The following is a 17,380-nucleotide window of genomic DNA, read 5'->3' on the forward strand; positions in this document are numbered from 1 at the left end:
GGACACGAGTAGCCCCTACTGGTCTTTTGCCCCTCGAAGTTACTTATTTGCCCGTCGTCACTTCCTGCGCACCCGTTTGACACTCCTTTTGCCGCAGGGCGGGGGTTGCCCCAACAAGGTTTTTCCTAGGTGCCCGGTTCACCATGGCCTCATTCCATCCCTCCAACGGCAGGCATGTCATGAGACCCTTCAACTGGATGCCCCTGGGCCCGTCCGACGCTAAGGCGTCCGCGCCCCCAAACCCTGAAGACAGCAGTTTTTACGCCAGACGCGGGCGGCACGCAGCCCCCCGCCCGGCACGAGTCAGGCCGGCGCGGGTCCGGCTGGTCGCGGCCATCGCGGCCATCGTCATGCCGGTTGGCATGGGACTTCCCGTAGCCGCCCACGCCGTTACGGCTCCCGTCGGCCAAGGGTTTACGGTGAGCCCCGCCGACCTGGCGTTCATTCTGCAGCAGATCAAAATCGCCGAAGCGCACGCGGCAACCCTCTCGCCGGAACACCCGTGCGACACCATGATCGGCACCGGCCCCAACCAGATCGCCAGCCCCCTCGTCTCCAAGGGGCTGCGCACGGTGGACGGCTCCTGCAACAACCTCGTGCCCGGCCAGGAAACCTTCGGCGCGGCCGACGAAATCTTCCCGCGGCTGGGCTCCAAATCATTCCGCCCCGCGGAGTCCGGATCACTCGGGGGACCGCCGGCGCCGACCAGCTACGAGCAGAAGTCCGGCGTCGTTTTCGATTCCCAGCCCCGTGTGATCAGCAACCTGGTGGTTGACCAGACCTCCACCAACCCCGCCGCCGTGGCCGCGGCAGGTAATCCGGTCAGGACCCAGGGCGCCGAGGGCGTGGTGCCGTGCACCACGGATCCCACCCCGGACGCTGCCGGCATCCCTGCAGGCTGCGTTCCGTCCCACCAGACCTTGTTCATGCCGAACGTGACCACCGACGTGGGCCTTTCGCCACCGTACAACTCGATGTTCACGCTGTTCGGACAGTTCTTCGACCACGGCGTGGATCAGACCGTCAAGGGCGGAGGCACGGTGTTCGTGCCACTGAAGGCCGACGATCCGCTGATCGCGGGGCCCGACCACATCCTGGGCAACGGCGACGACCTGGACCCGAACCTGCGCTTCATGGTGCTGACCCGCGGCCAGAACCAGCCGGGCGCGGACGGCATCCTGGGCACGGAGGACGACATCCAGGACGCCGTGAACACGGACTCGCCCTGGGTTGACCAGAGCCAGACCTACACCTCCCACCCCTCACACCAGGTATTCCTCCGCGAATACCTGAACAACAACGCCGGCAGGCCCGTGTCCACGGGCAAGCTGCTGGGCGGCCCGGCCGGTCCCACCGCCGGCGGCATGGCCACCTGGGCCACCACCAAGGCGCAGGCTGCAGCACTGCTGGGCCTCCGGCTGGTGGACACCGATGTGACCAACATCCCGATGATTGCCGCGGACCCCTACGGCAAGTTCATTCCCGGCCCCAACGGACTGCCGCAGTACGTGACCGCCACCGGCCTGGTGGAAGGCAACATCGCCTCCCCGGTTCCGGTTCCGGCCAACGCACTGCACTTCGACACGCCGTTCCTGACGGATATTGCCCACAACGCGGATCCCACACCGGTGGACACCGACCGCAACCCCGACACACCCCCGGTGGCCCCGGTCCCGGACGGCGACAACGTTGCCTCCTCCGACTTCGCCAACCAGCCGGCGGGAACGTACGACGACGAAATGCTCAACGCACACTTCATCGCCGGCGACGGCCGCGTCAACGAAAACATCGGCCTCACGGCCATCCACCAGATCTTCCACTCCGAGCACGACCGTCTGGTGGGCGACATCAAGAATGTGCTGACCGGCGACACGACGGCGAGCGGCACTGCTGCGCTCCAGGAATGGCAGCTGGCCGCGGGTGCTGAAGGCTGGAACGGTGAGCGCCTCTTCCAGGCGGCACGGTTCATCACGGAAATGGAGTACCAGCACCTGGTCTTCGAGGAGTTTGCCCGCAAGGTTCAGCCTGCGATCAACCCCTTCCAGCCGTTCGCCTTCACCCAGACCGAGCTCAACCCGGCCATCAAGGCGGAATTCGCCCATGCCGTGTACCGGTTCGGCCACTCGATGCTGACGGAGACCATCTCCCGCCGCAACGAGGATCAGCCCGGCCCGGACACTGTGTTCGGCACCGCCGATGACATCCGCGGAAGCGACAACGACATCTCGCTGCTCGACGGGTTCCTCAACCCGCCGGCCTACACGAACGGCGGCCCCGCCGGCCAGCTGACCTCCGAGGAAGCAGCCGGCAGCATCATCATGGGTATGTCCGACCAGGTAGGCAACGAGCTCGACGAGTTCGTCACCGACACCCTCCGGAACAACCTGCTGGGCCTCCCGCTGGACCTGCCCACGATCAACATGACCAGGGCCCGGTCCGAAGGCATCCCGACGCTGAACAACCTCCGCCGGGAGCTCCACGCCGCCACCAACGACGGCCAGCTGCAGCCCTACACCAACTGGATCGATTTCGGCGAGAACCTCAAGCACCCGGAGTCGCTGATCAACTTCGTGGCAGCCTACGGGCAGCACCCGACGATCCTCACGGATGCCGGCCCCGATGCAACCCTGGGGACGGCCGACGACGGACCGGCCACGCTCGATTCACGCCGCACGGCTGCCCGTAAGATCGTCAGCCCCGACACCCTCGCCGGCGAAGTCGGCCCGAGTGACGCCGCGGCGTTCATGAACAGCATCGGTGCCTGGGCGAACGACGGCACGAGGTCCATCACCGGACTCGACACCGTTGACCTCTGGGTTGGCGGCCTGGCCGAGCGGACCAACCTGTTCGGCGGCCTGCTGGGCAGCACTTTCAACTTCGTGTTTGAAAGCCAGCTCACCGACCTCCAGAACGGCGACCGCCTGTACTACCTCGCGCGCACCCCGGGCATGAACCTGAGGGCGCAACTGGAAGGCAACTCCTTCGCCGAAATGATGATGCGCAACACCAACGTGCACACCCTGAAGGCCGATGCATTCGCCACGGCGGACTGCAAGTTCGAACTCAAGAACCTGGCGGGCACCGCCGACGGCTTCACGGCCTCGGGCAACACGGTGGCCGATGACCCGGCGTCGGAATGCAACGAAACAGCGCTCCTGATCCGGATGCCCGACGGCACCATCAAGTACCGCGCCATCAACACCGTGGACCCCTCCGGGATCAACGGCCAGAGCGTCTACAACGGCACCGCCGGCGTGGACCGGATGTACGGAGGCAACGACAACGACACCTTCTGGGGCGGCCTGGGCAACGACATCATCCAGGGCGGTGACGGCGCCGACGTCGCACTCGGCGGTGAAGGTGATGACATCATCACCGACCTCGCCGGCGACGACGTACCCAAGGGCGGTCCCGGAAACGACGCGATCGACGCCGGTCCGGGCCTGGACATCCTCATGGGTGGCGACGGCAAGGACTTCTCGAACGGTGGAGCCAACATCAACGAAACCTTCGCTGGTGCCGGTGACGACTTCATCATCGCCGGGCAGGGAGAAGACGCAGTGTTTGGTGACAGCGGCGACGACTGGCAGGAAGGCGGCGATCAGCCGGACCTCCTCCAGGGGGACAGCGGAAACCTGTTCTTCCTGGACGATTCCCAGAAGCCGGGCCATGACATCCTCATCGGCCAGGGCGGCGACGACGACTACGACATGGAAGGCGGCGACGACGTCGGCCTCGCAGGACCCGGCATCGAGAAGGTCGCCGGAGCCTCCGGGTACGACTGGGAAATCGGCCTTCAGGATCCGCAGGCGCAGGACGCTGACCTGAATCTTCCGATCCCGCCGCTGGACATCCTCCAGGTGGGCGTCCGCGACAAGTTCAACGAACTTGAGGCGCTCTCCGGTGCAAACCTCGACGACATCCTTCGCGGCGACGACCTGGTTCCCAGCGCCGTCGGCGGCGCCGGATTCATCGGATGCGACGTGCTGGACCAGGCAGGACTTGACCGCATCGCCGGCCTCGACCCGCTGGTACCCGCGCTCAGCACTCCCGCTGACACGGTCATCGCGGCATCGGCATCCAGGAGCTGCCCGCTGCTGGTCCCCGGCAGCAACGTCTGGGGCGATGGCAACATCCTCCTTGGCGGCGGCGGCAGCGACCTGATCGAAGGACGTGGCGCCGATGACATCATCGACGGCGACAGGTACTTCAGCGTTCGCCTCAGTGTCCGCACGGACGCGAACAACCCGGCCTCCGAGATTGGCAGCGCGGCCGGAATGACCACGCAGTACCTGCGGGACGGCGCCGGCAACCTCACCGGTCCCACCCTCCAGGAGGCAGTGTTCGCGGGAACCGTGAACCCGGGCAACATCGTGGCAGTGCGCGAAATCCTGACGGGTACCGGCGGCACCGACACGGCACTGTTCTCCGGGCCGCTGTCCAACTACACGATCGTCGCCACCCCGGCAACGGACACCGAGCTGGCCAAGGTGACGGTCACCCAGACCGGCGCCGACGTGGCCGGCCAGCGGGCCAGCGACGGGATCGACACCCTGCGGAACATCGAGCGGCTGCAGTTCGCCGACCAGGTGGTTGTGCTGCAGGTGCCTGATGCGCCGGCCATCGGCTCGGCGACCGCAGGCAACACCTCCGCCACGGTGACGTTCACGGCTCCGGCCGCCAACGGGTCCTCTCCGATAACGGGCTTCGAGGTCGTCGTGAACACCGGCGGCGCGGCTGTCCGGACGGTCACCGGCATTGCGGCCACGGCCACCAGCGCCACGGTCACCGGACTGACCAACGGCACCTCGTACACCTTCCAGGTGCGCGCGGTGAACCAGTTCGGCGCAGGGGCGATGTCCGCGGCATCCAACGCGGTCACACCCGCCGCCACGGCTCCCGGTGCGCCGACCAATGTGGCGGCCACGGCAGGCGCCGCATCGGCAACCGTCACGTGGACGGCGCCGGCCAGCGACGGCGGGTCCCCGATTACCGGGTCCCAGATCGACGTCCGCATGGGAACCGCGGTGGTCAGGACCGTCACCTTCACCGACGCGGCCACCAGCCAGGTGGTCACCGGGCTGGACAACGGTACCCAGTACACCTTCGTGGTCCGGGCGGTCAACGCCGCCGGGGCCAGCGCGGGCTCTGCACCGTCGAATGCGGTCAACACGCCAGCCGCGCCAGGCGCTCCGGTGATCGGAACCGCCAGGCAAGGGGCCAACCGGGGAGCAGTGACGGCCATCGCCAACTGGACGCCGCCAGCCGCCACCGGCGGTTCCCCGATCACGGGCTACAAGGTAACGGCACTGCGGATGAGCTCGGCCGCAGCCAACGCCACCGTGGTCTCACGGACAGACTCCGCAGTCCTGCCGGCGACGGCCAGGTCCCTGGAGATGACCCTGACCAACAACAACTACCGCTTCATAGTGGTAGCCATCAACGCGGCGGGCACCAGCCCGGAGTCCGCCCGTTCGAACAGCGTGGTGCCGCGGTAAGTATGGCACAGCGCAGCTAGCAGCTGCTGGCAAGTGAAGGGGGTGGCCCGCCGGCCACCCCCTTCGCTGTGCGCGGGGCTCCTGGGCAGGGGAGAGCCAAGGCGCTGCTCACAGCTCGAAGGTACGGGTACCCGCTCTGCCGGCAGCGCCTCCTGCAGGCGCAGACCCTGCCGGCGCGGCGCCCCACGTGCAGGCTCACCGTCGGCAGGCACAACGAAAGGCCAGGCCGGCTGAGATGCCCTCTCAGCCGGCCTGGCCCGTCGTCGTGATTTGCTGTTAGTGGCCGTGCACCGGTTCCTCGGCAGCGGCGGCCTCAGCCGGTTCCTTGGCCATGTCCACGCCCGTGCCCGTTTCCGACCGCGGAGCCACTTTGACGTCGTCGGCGGAATTTCCTGCGGCGCGGGCAACGCCGCGGCGGACAGCCTCCACCGTCTTGTCGCTCAGCAGCGGGCCGGTGTAAGCGAATTCGAGCTCGCCGTCGCCCACCCGCGTGTCGTAGTTGCCCAGCGCATCGGCGAGGATTCCTTCCAGCGTGATGGCCTCAGCCACCGTGCCGGGGGTGGACGTGCTCACCGTGAAACGGAGGTCGTGCACCAGCACCTGGGCCACGTGGACATGTTCCAGCCCCGGAAACGCCTGGTCGTGGCCGAAGGCAAGGTCAACCAGCTCGCCGCCGTCAGCGATGGTGGCATCAGCCGGCAAGGCAACAATGAGCTCAGGGACCGTATGCTGCAGCACGCTGGCCCCCAGGACGTCCGGTGATATCGGGGACACGGCCAGGCCAAGGCTGTCGGCGGCGGAAAAGAGCGCCGTGCGGAGCTTGTCCACGTCCGCGTCCGGGGCCGGGTGGACCGCCACCGCAATGCGCCGGCGGACCATGAGCCCGTCGTGGCTCACCTGGGGCCGGCCGTTCCCCAGCTCGGAGCCCGACCCGGACGTCAGGACGACGCCGGACGGGTCGGAAGGGCGCGGACCGGGAGCTCCGGCGGTGCAGCCGGCCAGCAGCGAGGAAGCCAGCACCACCGAGACGGCAACAGCGGCCGCCTTCATCTCAGGTGCCCGCCGGGAAGCCCGGCTGGTATTTCGGGACGAAGAAGTTGGCCGGCAGGGTGTCCGGGACGGCCGGGTCCGACGTGATCGGATCGTTGTTCCGGAGGTCACCTACGGAGAACTGGACCATCATGTCGTGGTCCTCGTGCACCAGGTTGTGGCAGTGCACCATGTAGCGCCCGCCCGTGTGGGCTCCGGTGTCGAACTGGGTCAGCAATGTGACGGTCTCGTTCTCCCCGGTATAGAAGACGTCCTTGGGCCCCGTCTCCCAGGCGAACGGCTGCCCGCCGTTGGTGTTGCGGCCGATGATCTTCGCGTCAATCAGGTGGATGTGCACCGGATGGAACCAGCCGCCGGACGCGTTGGTGATGGTCCACTGCTCCACGTCAAAGGCCTGGGGGTTGCCCAGCAGCTTGGTAAATCCGGACGCTTCCACGTCGGCCCAGGTGACGCCGCTGACCACCCATTCCCCGTTTTCGCGTTCCACCCTCAGCTCCCGCTTGGCCACCACCAGGTCCGGTGTCAGGCTCATGGTGGGCAGTCCTCCGCGCGCCGCATTCGGCGAGCCGCCGTCGTCGAGCGTCTTGGGAATCGCGGAGATGGTCCCCTTGCTCGAGCCGGAGTTGCGGACCACTTCGAACTGCATGATTTTGTCCGTATTGGCAAAATCCTCGTTGTTCTTGTTGCTCAGGTTCTTCAGCTGGATCTTCTGCCCGGGCTTGTACTTCCGGAAGTCGATGAGGATCTCGTAGCGCTCGGCAGTTCCCTGCCGCCAGGACTGGACAGCCTGGACCTTGGGCACCATGCCGCCGTCCGTGCCGACGATATAGACCGGCTCGCCCGTGGAAAGCGTGGGGCGGTAGGACCGGGTAATCGAGGCCACCAGGACCCGGAAACGGTAGATGCGCGGCTTCACTTTCATGGTGGGCCACGGCACCCCGTTGACCATGATGATGTCGCCCCACAGGCCCTTGTGGTCGTTGTCGTTGTAGCCGAAGGTGCCGTCGGCGTTGAAGAGCGCATCCGAGATCATCAGCGGCACATCGAACTCACCCTGCGGCAGCTGGTCACGTTCAAACTTGTCGGAGAGGGGGTAGAAGCCGGCCAGGCCCGAGTACACGTTCTGGGCCGTCACGTGGTGCTTGTGGTCGTGGTACCAGAGCGTGCGGCCGGTTTGCCAGTTGGGATAGTGGTAGTTCTTGACGTATCCAGGCGGAGTGACGTCGTTGGCGTAGCCGTCGTACTGCGGCAGCGACGCCGAGCCGTGCAGGTGGGTGACGGTCTGGAAGGCCAGGGGATGCAGCAGGCCCAGCGCGGGGAAGTCATTGCGGATCCGCACCTCCGTCCGGGTTCCCTGGATGGCACGGATGGTGGGGCCGGGGAAAATGCCGTTGTAGCCGGCGAGCGTGGTGGTGAGGCCGGGGACGAGCTGGGTTTGGCCAAGCTTCTGGGTCAACGCGTACTTGGCATACGGCCGGGCGGGGTCGCCGTCGTCGAATCCTGTTTCGAACGGCTCCAGCACGGGCGGCCGCCGGAAGACGCCGGCGTACGGAACCGGCGTGTTTTGAGGCGCCAGCTGGCTGGTGGTGATGGGCGGCGTGGTAGGTGGAGGAACGGTGAGCGGTGCCCCCTTCATCCCGACGAGGCTGAATGCCCCTAGCGTTCCGCCCAGCTTTAGAACTTCCCTGCGAGTTGTCATGACCTCTCCTCAATGGTGAGTAATGCATGCCCATGCAGACCACCGCATGGGCACCCAATGCCGGAGATCAAGCTGTCCTGAGGCCTGTCAGCCTTCATCCCTTTCAGCGTCAGGTCATGGCTTGCTCAATCCTGATCAGATGATGCCCGTCGCAACTTGTAAAAAGGCTGGAACGGCAACGCCGGCGGCCGTCCGGGCCGGGCCTGCATAGGATGAAAGGGATGACCTCCGCACAAGCCACCAAACCCTTCAGCCTCCGCAGCATTGCCGTCCCCGCATTCGGACCCGCGCTGCTCTTCTGCATCGGTGAGGGAGCCGTGCTGCCGGTGGTGGCGCTTTCCGCGCGCGACCTTGGCGCGTCCGTGGCGGTGGCCGCGCTGATTGTCACGCTGATCGGCCTGGGGTCGTGGTTCTTCAACCTGCCGGCCTCCCTGATCACGCTCAAATTCGGCGAACGCTGGTCCATCGTCGGCGCCGCGGCGGCGGGTGCCCTGGCACTGACGGCGGCGGGGCTGTCCTCGGTGATTCCCCACGGACTGTGGCTGCTCGCGGTGGCGATGATCGTCGTCGGAATGTCCGCCAGCGTCTTCAGCCTGGCCCGGCAGAAATACCTGACCGAAGCGGTGCCGGTGGCCTTCCGCGCCCGCGCCCTGTCCACCCTGGGCGGCGTGAGCAGGATCGGCATCTTCATCGGGCCGTTCGTGGGCGCCGGCGTGATGCAGTTTGCGGGCATCAGCGGCGCGTACTGGGTGGGGGTGGCAGCCATGGCAGCCGCCGCCGTCCTGTCCGTCACCATCCCCGACCTCCCGGCTGTGGGCGGTTCGGGCGACGCGCACCGCGGCCCCGAGCCCACCATGCGCGGCATCGCCAGGTCCCACGCGGGCGTGTTCCTCACCGTGGGCGCCGGCATCCTGCTGCTCAGCGCCCTGCGCGCCTCCCGGCAGGTGGTCATCCCGCTGTGGGCGGACAACCTGGGCATGGACGCCACGCACGCCTCGCTGATCTACGGACTCTCCGGGGCGATCGACATGCTGGTGTTCTACCCGGCCGGCAAGCTCATGGACCGCAAGGGCAGGCAGTGGGTGGCCATCCCGTCCACGGTGATCATGGGCACCGCGCTGATGCTCATCCCGCTGACGGGCAGCTTTGTGGGCCTGCTCCTGGCGGCGCTGCTGATCGGGTTCGGCAACGGCATCAGCTCCGGCCTGATCATGACCCTCGGCGCCGACTTCTCCCCGGACCGCGGCCGCGGCCAGTTCCTGGGGCTCTGGCGCTTCATTGCCGACGCCGGCGCCACCGGCGGTCCGGTGCTCCTCTCCGGCGTCACCGCCGCCGTCTCACTGGGGGCCGGCGTATGGGCCACCGGCGTACTGGGGTTCGCCGCCGCCGTCGTATTTGCCATCACCATTCCACGGCTCAAGCACCGCCGGAACTACTGACGGCGGGCGTCCATTTACCTGTTGCCTCACAGGGCCCCGTGTGCCAGCCTCGAAGTGATCCCGTCGCCGGGGCGACGACGGGCGGCAGAGGAGGAACACGGCATGGGACTGATCCATATTGACTTGTTCACGACGCTCGACGGCGTGGCGCAGGCGCCCGGCGGCCCCGAGGAGGACGCGGCAGTCGGCTTCGAATTTGGCGGCTGGCAGGCACCCCTCATCGACGAGGTGGTGGGCGGGCAGGTCCAGTCAGGGATGGCGGGGATGGACGCGCTGCTGCTGGGGCGCCGGACCTACGATATTTTCGCCGCGTACTGGCCGCACCAGAACGGTGAGATCGCGCGGCTGTTCAACAGCATCCCGAAGTATGTTGCCTCGCGCCAGGCGCCCGTCCTCGAGTGGGCGGACTCCACACTGCTCGGCGCTGATGTGGCGGCGGGCGTGAGCGAACTGCGCGACCGGCACCAGAACATCCACGTGATCGGCAGCCTCAACTTCGTGCAGACCCTGTTCGCCGAGCGGCTCTTCGACCGGCTCACGCTCTGGGTGTATCCGATCCTGCTTGGCAAGGGAAAGAAGGTCTTCGCCGACGGGGTGGTTCCGACCAACCTCACCATCATCGAGCCGGTGGTCGTCTCGCCGAAGGGTGCGGTGCTGCAGCGCTACGCGCTCGCCGAGGGCACGCCCGGCGTCGGCGATATGTCTGAGGTCGAGCCGGAGGGGTAGGGGGTTCGTTGGGGGTTCCTCGGCGGTCGCTTTGGGGTTCCTTGGCGTGCGGTGCGGGCGCCGCGATGGCGCGGCGCCACTAGCGGTCCGGGCGGATCCGGGACAGACTGCCCGTATGAAAATTGTCGAAGTTTTGGCGCCCTTCACCGGAAGCTGGCAGGGCCACAACCTTTTCCGGTTCATGCCCACGGATGACTACCAGGAATCAGTGTCCGCCGCGATGGTCGCCGTGACGGCCAAGGACTACGTGACCATCGAGTACACGTGGTCGCACGAGGGCCAGCCGCAGAACGGCCTGCTGCTCCTGGGCTCAGGCCCGGCGGACTCAGGCCCGGCGGACTCGGGCCCGGCGGGTGACGCCAACGCGGCGGGCGAGGCGACGGCGGCAGGCGAGGCGCCGCCGTCGGACTCCGACGCTTCCGGAACGGGCGCGACGGCGGTGTGGGTGGACTCCTTCCATGCGGCGCCGCAGTGGCTCACCCTGTCCGGGACCATCGACGACGACGGCGTGGTCCGGCTGGCCTGCACGTATCCCGCCCCGGAAGGTCCCGACTGGGGCTGGCAGATCCACGTCGAACCCGGCAGCGGCAACGGCGGACGCATCACCATGCACAACCTGGTTCCGGGATACGACCCGTACCAGGTGGTCGAAGCCACGTACCGCCGGCAGGCTTAGGGGCGCGCCATGGAGTCCATCAGGGCACTCATCGCCTCCGCCGAACACGAATCCCGGCTGCCCGACGGGGAAGACGAGCGGTTTTCCGGTTACGGCCTCATGGGCCAGGCCTTCAGCTCGGGCTACCTGCTGGCCATGCGCAGGTTTCCTGTCACCTCCGTGGGGCCGGGCTACACCTCGGTGTGGGTGCGCCGACCCTCCGGGTCCTGGACCATGTACACGAGTGTGCCCGCCGCTGTGTCCTGCCCGCGCTACTTCGGCAGCGCCCTGGAGTCCACCTCGGTACACCAGATCGACGTCGCGTGGCTTGATGACCACCGCTTCACGGTGGATATAGCGGACGACGTCGGCCTCCACTGGGAGGTCAGCCTCGCCGCCACCCCGATCACCCGGGCGATGTCCTCGGTTGCCTCCGCGCTGCCGGCGAAACTCTGGCGGAACCCGGCGTTCCTGCGGGTGATGGGAGCCGTGGCCGGGCCGGTGCTGCAGGCCGGAAAGATGGGACTGCTCGGCCGGGTCCCCAACGGGCAGGGCTTCCGGGCCAGCCCCAGGCGGGTGTGGTTCATCTCCGGCAGCACCGCCACACTCCGGGGCGAGGACCTGGGCAGCCTGAAGCCCCTCCCGGTGCAGACCCGGCTGGGCGACTTCTGGATTCCCCAACGCGGGATCTTCATGATGGGCACCGCGGCATTCGACACGTTCGACCCCGCCGCGCACCACGCACTCCCGGGCACGCCGTCGTGACCGGCGGCTTCGGCTGCGGGATCTTCGAACTCACCCCGCCGCCCAACTAGGTCGCAGCAGATGTCGTTTTGAGCCCTCATAACGACATCTGCTGCTACCTAGTTGGGGACCTGGCTACTCAACCGGGGCGGGGACGCCTTCCCTGGTTCGCGCAAGGATGCCGTCCACGACGTAGCCCGCGTCCCGGCCCGCTCCGCCGATCAGGCCCGACGTGAGCGAGTACTGGAACGGCATGCCCACGAAATACAGTCCGGGCAGTTCCGGCACGGCGCCGCGGCGGGTTTCCGGCCAGCCCCAGTCCGTCAGGCTCAGGCCTTCGATCCAGTCGAGCGACGGCTTGTAGCCCGTCGCCCAGATGACGGTCCGTACGCTGCGGGACGTGCCGTCGTCGAATGCTGGCTGACCGCCGGCAACGGCGCTGAACCGCGGCAGCCGGACCACACCGGCCCTGTCCAGGTCCTTGACCGAGATCCGGATCAGCGGGGCCCCGCGCCGGTGAAAGTTGGCGCGCACTTTCCGTCCCAGCGGGTTGTCCGTCGTCAGGACACGATGGATGAAGCGCCAGTAAAGGGGGCCGGCCCAGCGCAGCACGGGGTCGGGAATCTGCGGCGTGGGGCGGCCGGCGATGAAGGTCCGGCGGGTGGCGGCGAGCTCCAGGGCGATCTCAGCACCGGAGGTCCCGGCGCCGACCACAAGGACGTCGCCGTCCGGGATGTCCGACGGGCGCCGGTATTGCGAGCTGTGGAGTTGCAGGATCTGGTCATCCAGCCCCGCGGCCGCCGCCGGGATGCGGGGGAGCGCGTTGGCGCCGACGGCGGCAATGACGTTGTGCGCCTGAAGCACGCCTTCGCTTGTGGTGACGGCAAAGCCGGTGCCCGTTACGCGGACACCCGCCACGTGCACCCCGGTCCGGACCGGCAGGCTGAACTCCCGGGCGTAGGCCTCAAGGTAGTCGGCGAACTCGTTCTTGGAAGGGTACGTGTTGCGGGCCGCCGGGAAGGCAAGGCCGGGAAGGCCGTCGTGCTGGGCCGGAGTGAAGAGCCGCAGGGAGTCCCACCTGGCCCGCCAGCCATCCCCGATCCGGGGCGCCTGCTCCAGAATGACGAACCGCAGCCCCGCTCTGGACAGGTGATAACCCGCGGCAAGACCAGCCTGCCCGGCGCCGAGCACCACTACATCAAACTGCTGCACGTCCTGGTCCATGACTGGCTCCCTCGACCGAACAACCCGTGTGTTCCGATGTCGTTAGAATACCATTCCAGTGAGTGGAGGAATAGTCTAAGTTCATGCCAGAAAAGACCACCTCTTCAGCGCCGCGGGCCACCCGCAGGACGGCCCAGGCGGCCGACACCCGGCTGCACATTGTGGCCACCGCCCGCCGGCTGTTCCTGGCGAACGGCTACGTGCGCACCACCATCGAAGGCATTGCTGTGGAGAGCGGGGTGGCGGTGCAGACGGTCTACAACTCCGTGGGGAACAAGGCGGCGCTCCTCTCCGCAGTGTTGGATGCCGCAGCATCGGGCCCCAACGCGCCGGCCCAGGTGCTGGAGTTCATGCGGGAACGGACCCGACAGGCTCTGGATCTTGACGCGGTGCTGGCCGTGCTGGCGGACTGGTTCGTGGAAGTCCATCAGCGGACCGGGGCGGTGCTGGGTGTCATTGCCCAGGCGGCAGCAGTGGATACGGACGTGGCGAAGCTGGAAAAGGCGCGGGCGCTGCAACGGCTGACCCGGTATCACGAGGCTGCCGCAGCTGTCCGGGAGCTGGGCGGCCTGACCTCGGGCATGTCAGACGAGGACGCTGCCGCCGCCATCTGGTCGCTGGGGCACCCGCAGGCCTACCGCACGCTGGTGAACGATGCCGGCTGGACGCCGGAAGCATACCGGGAGTGGATCCTCAGGGCACTCGCAGCTGCTTTGGCGTAGGCCCCTGTGGCGCAAGGGGCGGGCGACGGCCCAAGAAACGGGCGACGGCCCAAGAAACGGGCGACGGCGGCCGGTTCAGTCGTCCCGGTGGCGGGGCTTCGCGGCGGCTCCGTACTTTGCCAGCGGCGCCAGCAGGGCGCTGCGGAGCTGCGGGGAGAGCTTGGTGGGAACGTCCACCTCGGCCGCGATGGCCTGCAGCACGCGGCTCAGGTAATTGCGGGCGCCGGCCGCGAGGGTGATGTCCAGGATTTCCCGGTCCGTGAAGCCGTGGTCCCTGAGCTCCAGCGTGTCCGAGTCCGTCATGTTCACGGCGTCGGTGCTGATCCGTTCGGCGTACTCCATCATGGCCACCTCCGCCGGTGACAGCCCCGCGTTGTGGTAGTCCCGGGCGATCTGAATCAGCTCTTCCTCGTCAATGGCACGCAGTGCCTTCAGCCCGTGGGCTAGCCGGCAGTGGGCGGATCCGAGCGCCTGGGCGGCGGCAAGCGTGACCAGCTCGTAGCGCCGCAGATCCATGTTCTGGGTGATGGCGCTGATGAGCGCCTCGAACGCCAGATACGCTTCCGGGTTCACCGCCAGATCCTTGGCATGCTTGGCGACGTAACCGCGGGACCGGAGCTCGTCGTCGTAAATCTTCGCCTTTTGGCCGAACGCCTGGCTTTCGGGAGTGGTGGCGAATATGGACATGGGCGATCCTTCTTCCGGCTGGGGCCACCCGCGCTGCACGGCGGCGGGAGCCCTGACAGCGCCGGTGCGGACACCTGCGATATTCCTCCGCGACCAGCTGCGAGTCAACACGCGGCCCGGCGTGTTCGACCGAACGGCGGGCACTCTGGGTAGCCGACGGCGGTTTGTGGGGGAGCCGGGGCCGATTAACAAGTAGCGGGTACTCAGGTAAGTGATCAGCTTGCTGAGTAAGGATGGTCCCTAATTGCCGTCGGTGTGAATTTGGGGGTTGCCCGCATGCTGGAAGTGGATGTGGTTTCAGGACCGCACACAGCGGTGTCGGCTTCGGAAGCCAGCGTTCCGTCCGCCAAGCTGGACGTCAATATCCTGGGTCCGCTGACCATCCGGCGGGGGACTCTGACGCTGGGAGCGCATGATCTGGGCGGACCCAAGCCGCGCCAGATCCTGGAAATCCTGCTGCTCCACTTGGGTGCCCCGGTGTCCAAAGGCCGCCTGATCGACCTGCTGTGGGAGGGGCACGCCCCCGTCCTGGCGCACCCGACGCTGGAAAGCCACGTCAGCGTCCTGCGCCGCCACCTGCAGCCCGGATCCGGCAGGGCAGGACCGCTGAAGACAGTGACCGGCGGCTACCTGATGGACCGGGCGTTGGTGGACCTGGACCTGGACCGGTTCGATGTCCTGTTCCGCCTGGCCGCGCAGGCTGAACCTCGGCGGGCACTCAGCTTCCTGACAGAGGCACTCGCCCTGGCCTCAGCGCCATTGCTCGGCGGGGAACTCCTGCCAGCCTGGGCGGAGGAAGAAAGAACCCTGCACGCGGCGCGGGTGGTGGAAGCCAAAGTCCAGGCGGCCCAGGCGGCGTGCGCGCTGGGAGAGTCAGAAACGGCCATCCTGTGGGCAACCGCTGCGCTGGAGGACGACACCCTGGCCGAACGCGCCTGGACTGTGCTGGTCCTGGGCCTGGAACGGTCCGGGCAGCTGACCGCAGCGCTGCGGGCATTCGACCGGTGCCGCCACGTGATGGACCAGGAAATGGGGTGTACGCCGGGGCCGATCCTGCAGGCGGCGCACGCCCGCCTCCTGCAAGGCACGGCCGCCACGGACGAACCGGAATCCGCCTTCGAGATCGCGGGCACCCCAGTCGCTGGAGGCGCCGGACACGCGCGTCCCGAACCCGGGCGGCCGGAACCGGGGGAGTCCGAACGGACGGTCCTGACTATTGGGCACTCCGCACTGTTCGTCGAACAGCTCAGCGATGCCCTGGAGCGCGAACCCGGCCTGCACGGCGCGGGAGCCGCTACGTCCATTGAGTCCGGAGTGGCCATGGCGCGTTCCCTGAAGCCCGATGCCGTGATCATGGCCTATCGGCTGCCTGACGGTACCGGGCTGGACGCCGCCAGGCAGATCCTGCAGGCCCTGCCGGAGACGAGGATCGTAATGCTGACCACCGAATGCACACCAGCGGCTTTGTGCGAAGCCGCGGCCTTGGGAGTGTGCGCCTTCCTTCCGAAGGACGGCCACCTGGCGCTGGTGCTGGAAACCCTCCGTCATGCGAAAACAGGCAACATGCTGGTGCACCCGTCCATTGTGGCCAGGCTCGGGCAGGGCAACAGTTAGGGCTCCTGTTTATCGCCGGCGCAGATCACCCACCTGCCCCCTGCCCCTACCCAACCTCAGCCAACCGGATTGCCTCTGCGAACACGGGCAGGCTGCGTTCCACCATGTCCTCGTTGGCGGTCAGCGAGATCCTGAAGAACCCCGGTGTTTCAAACAGGACTCCCGGCAGCACATAGACGTTCCGGGTGGCCAGGGTTTCGGTGAAGGCTTCGTCGTCGGACACGGGCGAGTGCACAAAGAGGTAGAACGAGCCTTCCGGCCGGTGCAGCTGGTAGCCCATCCCGGTCAGTTCCTCGTAGAGGCGGTCCCGCTTCCGCTGCAGCCGCCCGACGTCGATGGTGAACGTCTCCAGCGCAGGCAGCGCGTACTGGAGCAGGGCGTTGGGGTAGATCCAGCCCATGGCAACCTGCAGGGCGCTCAGGATTTCGCGCAGGCCCTCCCTGTCCGGCATGGTGGGTGGCAGCGCCAGGTACCCCACGCGCTCGCCGGGAGCCAGGTGCGTCTTGCCGTAGGAGTAGGCCAAAAGCGTGTACGGATAAAACTCGCTAGGGCTGTGGAAGCGGGCGCCGTCATACACAATCCGGTTATAAGCCTCATCGGACAGCAGGTAGATCCGACGCCCGTTCCGCTCCGAGGCGAGTTCCAGCATCGCGGCCAGCTTCACCAGCAGTGTCTCCGGGTAGATCCGGCCCGTGGGGTTGTTGGGCGTATTGACGATCACCACCCTGGTCCGCGGCGTAATGGCGGAGGCAATGGCCATCAGGTCCAGGTCGAACGTCTCGGGGTTGATGTGCACTTTGACCGGCACCAGCCCGGCCTCAACAATGATCGGTTCGTACAGGAACCATGGCGGCAGGCTGTAAAGCGCCTCGTCGCCAGGATCCGCCACGGCCTTCATTGCCATGGCGATGGCCGTGAAACCGCCCGTGGTGAGCATGATGTCCTCCGGCTCGAAGGGCAGTTCGAGCAGGCGCTGCAGCGACTGGGCCGCGGCAACCTGGGCTTCGGCGCCGTTCGTCTTGTACGCAAACCAGCCTTCGTTGCGGGGTTCGAGCTGGTCCCGCAGTGCCGAGACATACGCCTCCTGCGGCATCTGGTGCGGATTGCCCAAAGTGAAGTCGCAGATTCCGGGGTTGTGCTGGCGGCCGGCATGCGTCCGCAGGAATCCCTGCACCCTCAACAGTGACGGAATCGACGCAACCGCCCTGGCCCGGGCCGGGAAATCCACGCGGGTGGAGAGCTTGGAATCGTAGATGCCGGCCATGAAAGCAACCCCCTGGATAAGCAGTACGGAAGGCAGCTCGCTGCTGAGCCAGTGGAGG

The 17,380-nt window shown here is 67.3% G+C and carries 12 protein-coding genes; 7 read left to right on the forward strand and 5 right to left on the reverse strand.

The features are described from left to right. The first annotated feature begins 362 nt into the window (after positions 1 to 362). Entirely contained in the window at positions 363 to 5,498 is a 5,136-nt protein-coding gene (locus BS38_RS25295) for a peroxidase family protein (protein WP_231511264.1), read from the forward strand. 276 nt (positions 5,499 to 5,774) lie between these two features. Here BS38_RS25295 and BS38_RS25300 read toward each other — a convergent pair whose 3' ends face one another. Next, a complete protein-coding gene (locus BS38_RS25300; protein ID WP_043438816.1) occupies positions 5,775 to 6,548 on the reverse strand; it encodes a hypothetical protein in 774 nt (257 codons plus the stop codon). A gap of 1 nt (position 6,549) precedes the next feature. Further along, positions 6,550 to 8,247 carry a multicopper oxidase family protein gene (locus tag BS38_RS25305; RefSeq protein WP_043438818.1) on the reverse strand — a complete coding sequence of 566 codons (1,698 nt, stop codon included), beginning with the start codon at positions 8,245 to 8,247 and terminating at the stop codon, positions 6,550 to 6,552. 221 nt (positions 8,248 to 8,468) lie between these two features. Here BS38_RS25305 and BS38_RS0115000 point away from each other — a divergent pair, with 221 nt between their 5' ends. The 4 genes from BS38_RS0115000 (at position 8,469) to BS38_RS0115015 (ending at position 11,832) form a co-directional block, all read left to right on the forward strand. Next, positions 8,469 to 9,686, forward strand: a complete 1,218-nt coding sequence (locus tag BS38_RS0115000) for an MFS transporter (RefSeq protein ID WP_028271551.1) — start codon at positions 8,469 to 8,471, stop codon at positions 9,684 to 9,686. Positions 9,687 to 9,788: 102 nt separating this feature from the next. After that, a complete protein-coding gene (locus tag BS38_RS0115005) occupies positions 9,789 to 10,412 on the forward strand; it encodes a dihydrofolate reductase family protein (RefSeq protein ID WP_028271552.1) in 624 nt (207 codons plus the stop codon). A gap of 115 nt (positions 10,413 to 10,527) precedes the next feature. Then, the gene (locus tag BS38_RS0115010) at positions 10,528 to 11,088 is read left to right on the forward strand and encodes a DUF1579 family protein (protein ID WP_043438822.1); all 561 of its coding nucleotides are present in this window, start codon (positions 10,528 to 10,530) and stop codon (positions 11,086 to 11,088) included. 9 nt (positions 11,089 to 11,097) lie between these two features. Next, complete coding sequence (locus BS38_RS0115015) at positions 11,098 to 11,832, forward strand: hypothetical protein (protein ID WP_028271554.1); 735 nt, start codon at positions 11,098 to 11,100, stop codon at positions 11,830 to 11,832. 114 nt (positions 11,833 to 11,946) lie between these two features. On the opposite strand, the gene BS38_RS0115020 is transcribed toward BS38_RS0115015, so the two are convergent. After that, positions 11,947 to 13,035, reverse strand: a complete 1,089-nt coding sequence (locus BS38_RS0115020) for a flavin-containing monooxygenase (protein ID WP_043438825.1) — start codon at positions 13,033 to 13,035, stop codon at positions 11,947 to 11,949. 83 nt (positions 13,036 to 13,118) lie between these two features. Here BS38_RS0115020 and BS38_RS0115025 point away from each other — a divergent pair, with 83 nt between their 5' ends. Beyond that, on the forward strand, positions 13,119 to 13,757 hold the full coding sequence (locus BS38_RS0115025; protein ID WP_028271556.1) for a TetR/AcrR family transcriptional regulator: 639 nt from the start codon (positions 13,119 to 13,121) through the stop codon (positions 13,755 to 13,757). 75 nt (positions 13,758 to 13,832) lie between these two features. Here the strand turns inward: BS38_RS0115025 and BS38_RS0115030 are convergent, their stop codons facing one another. Continuing rightward, positions 13,833 to 14,444, reverse strand: a complete 612-nt coding sequence (locus BS38_RS0115030; protein WP_028271557.1) for a carboxymuconolactone decarboxylase family protein — start codon at positions 14,442 to 14,444, stop codon at positions 13,833 to 13,835. A gap of 276 nt (positions 14,445 to 14,720) precedes the next feature. On the opposite strand from BS38_RS0115030, the gene BS38_RS0115035 reads away from it, so the two are divergent. Next, positions 14,721 to 16,058 (forward strand): BTAD domain-containing putative transcriptional regulator, encoded by a 1,338-nt coding sequence (locus BS38_RS0115035; RefSeq protein WP_028271558.1) that lies wholly within the window; start codon positions 14,721 to 14,723, stop codon positions 16,056 to 16,058. Positions 16,059 to 16,104: 46 nt separating this feature from the next. Here BS38_RS0115035 and BS38_RS0115040 read toward each other — a convergent pair whose 3' ends face one another. Next, the gene (locus tag BS38_RS0115040; protein ID WP_028271559.1) at positions 16,105 to 17,322 is read right to left on the reverse strand and encodes an aminotransferase class I/II-fold pyridoxal phosphate-dependent enzyme; all 1,218 of its coding nucleotides are present in this window, start codon (positions 17,320 to 17,322) and stop codon (positions 16,105 to 16,107) included. Between the last annotated feature and the right edge of the window lie 58 nt (positions 17,323 to 17,380).

Source organism: Arthrobacter sp. UNC362MFTsu5.1, from assembly GCF_000685965.1.
GTDB lineage: Bacteria > Actinomycetota > Actinomycetes > Actinomycetales > Micrococcaceae > Arthrobacter.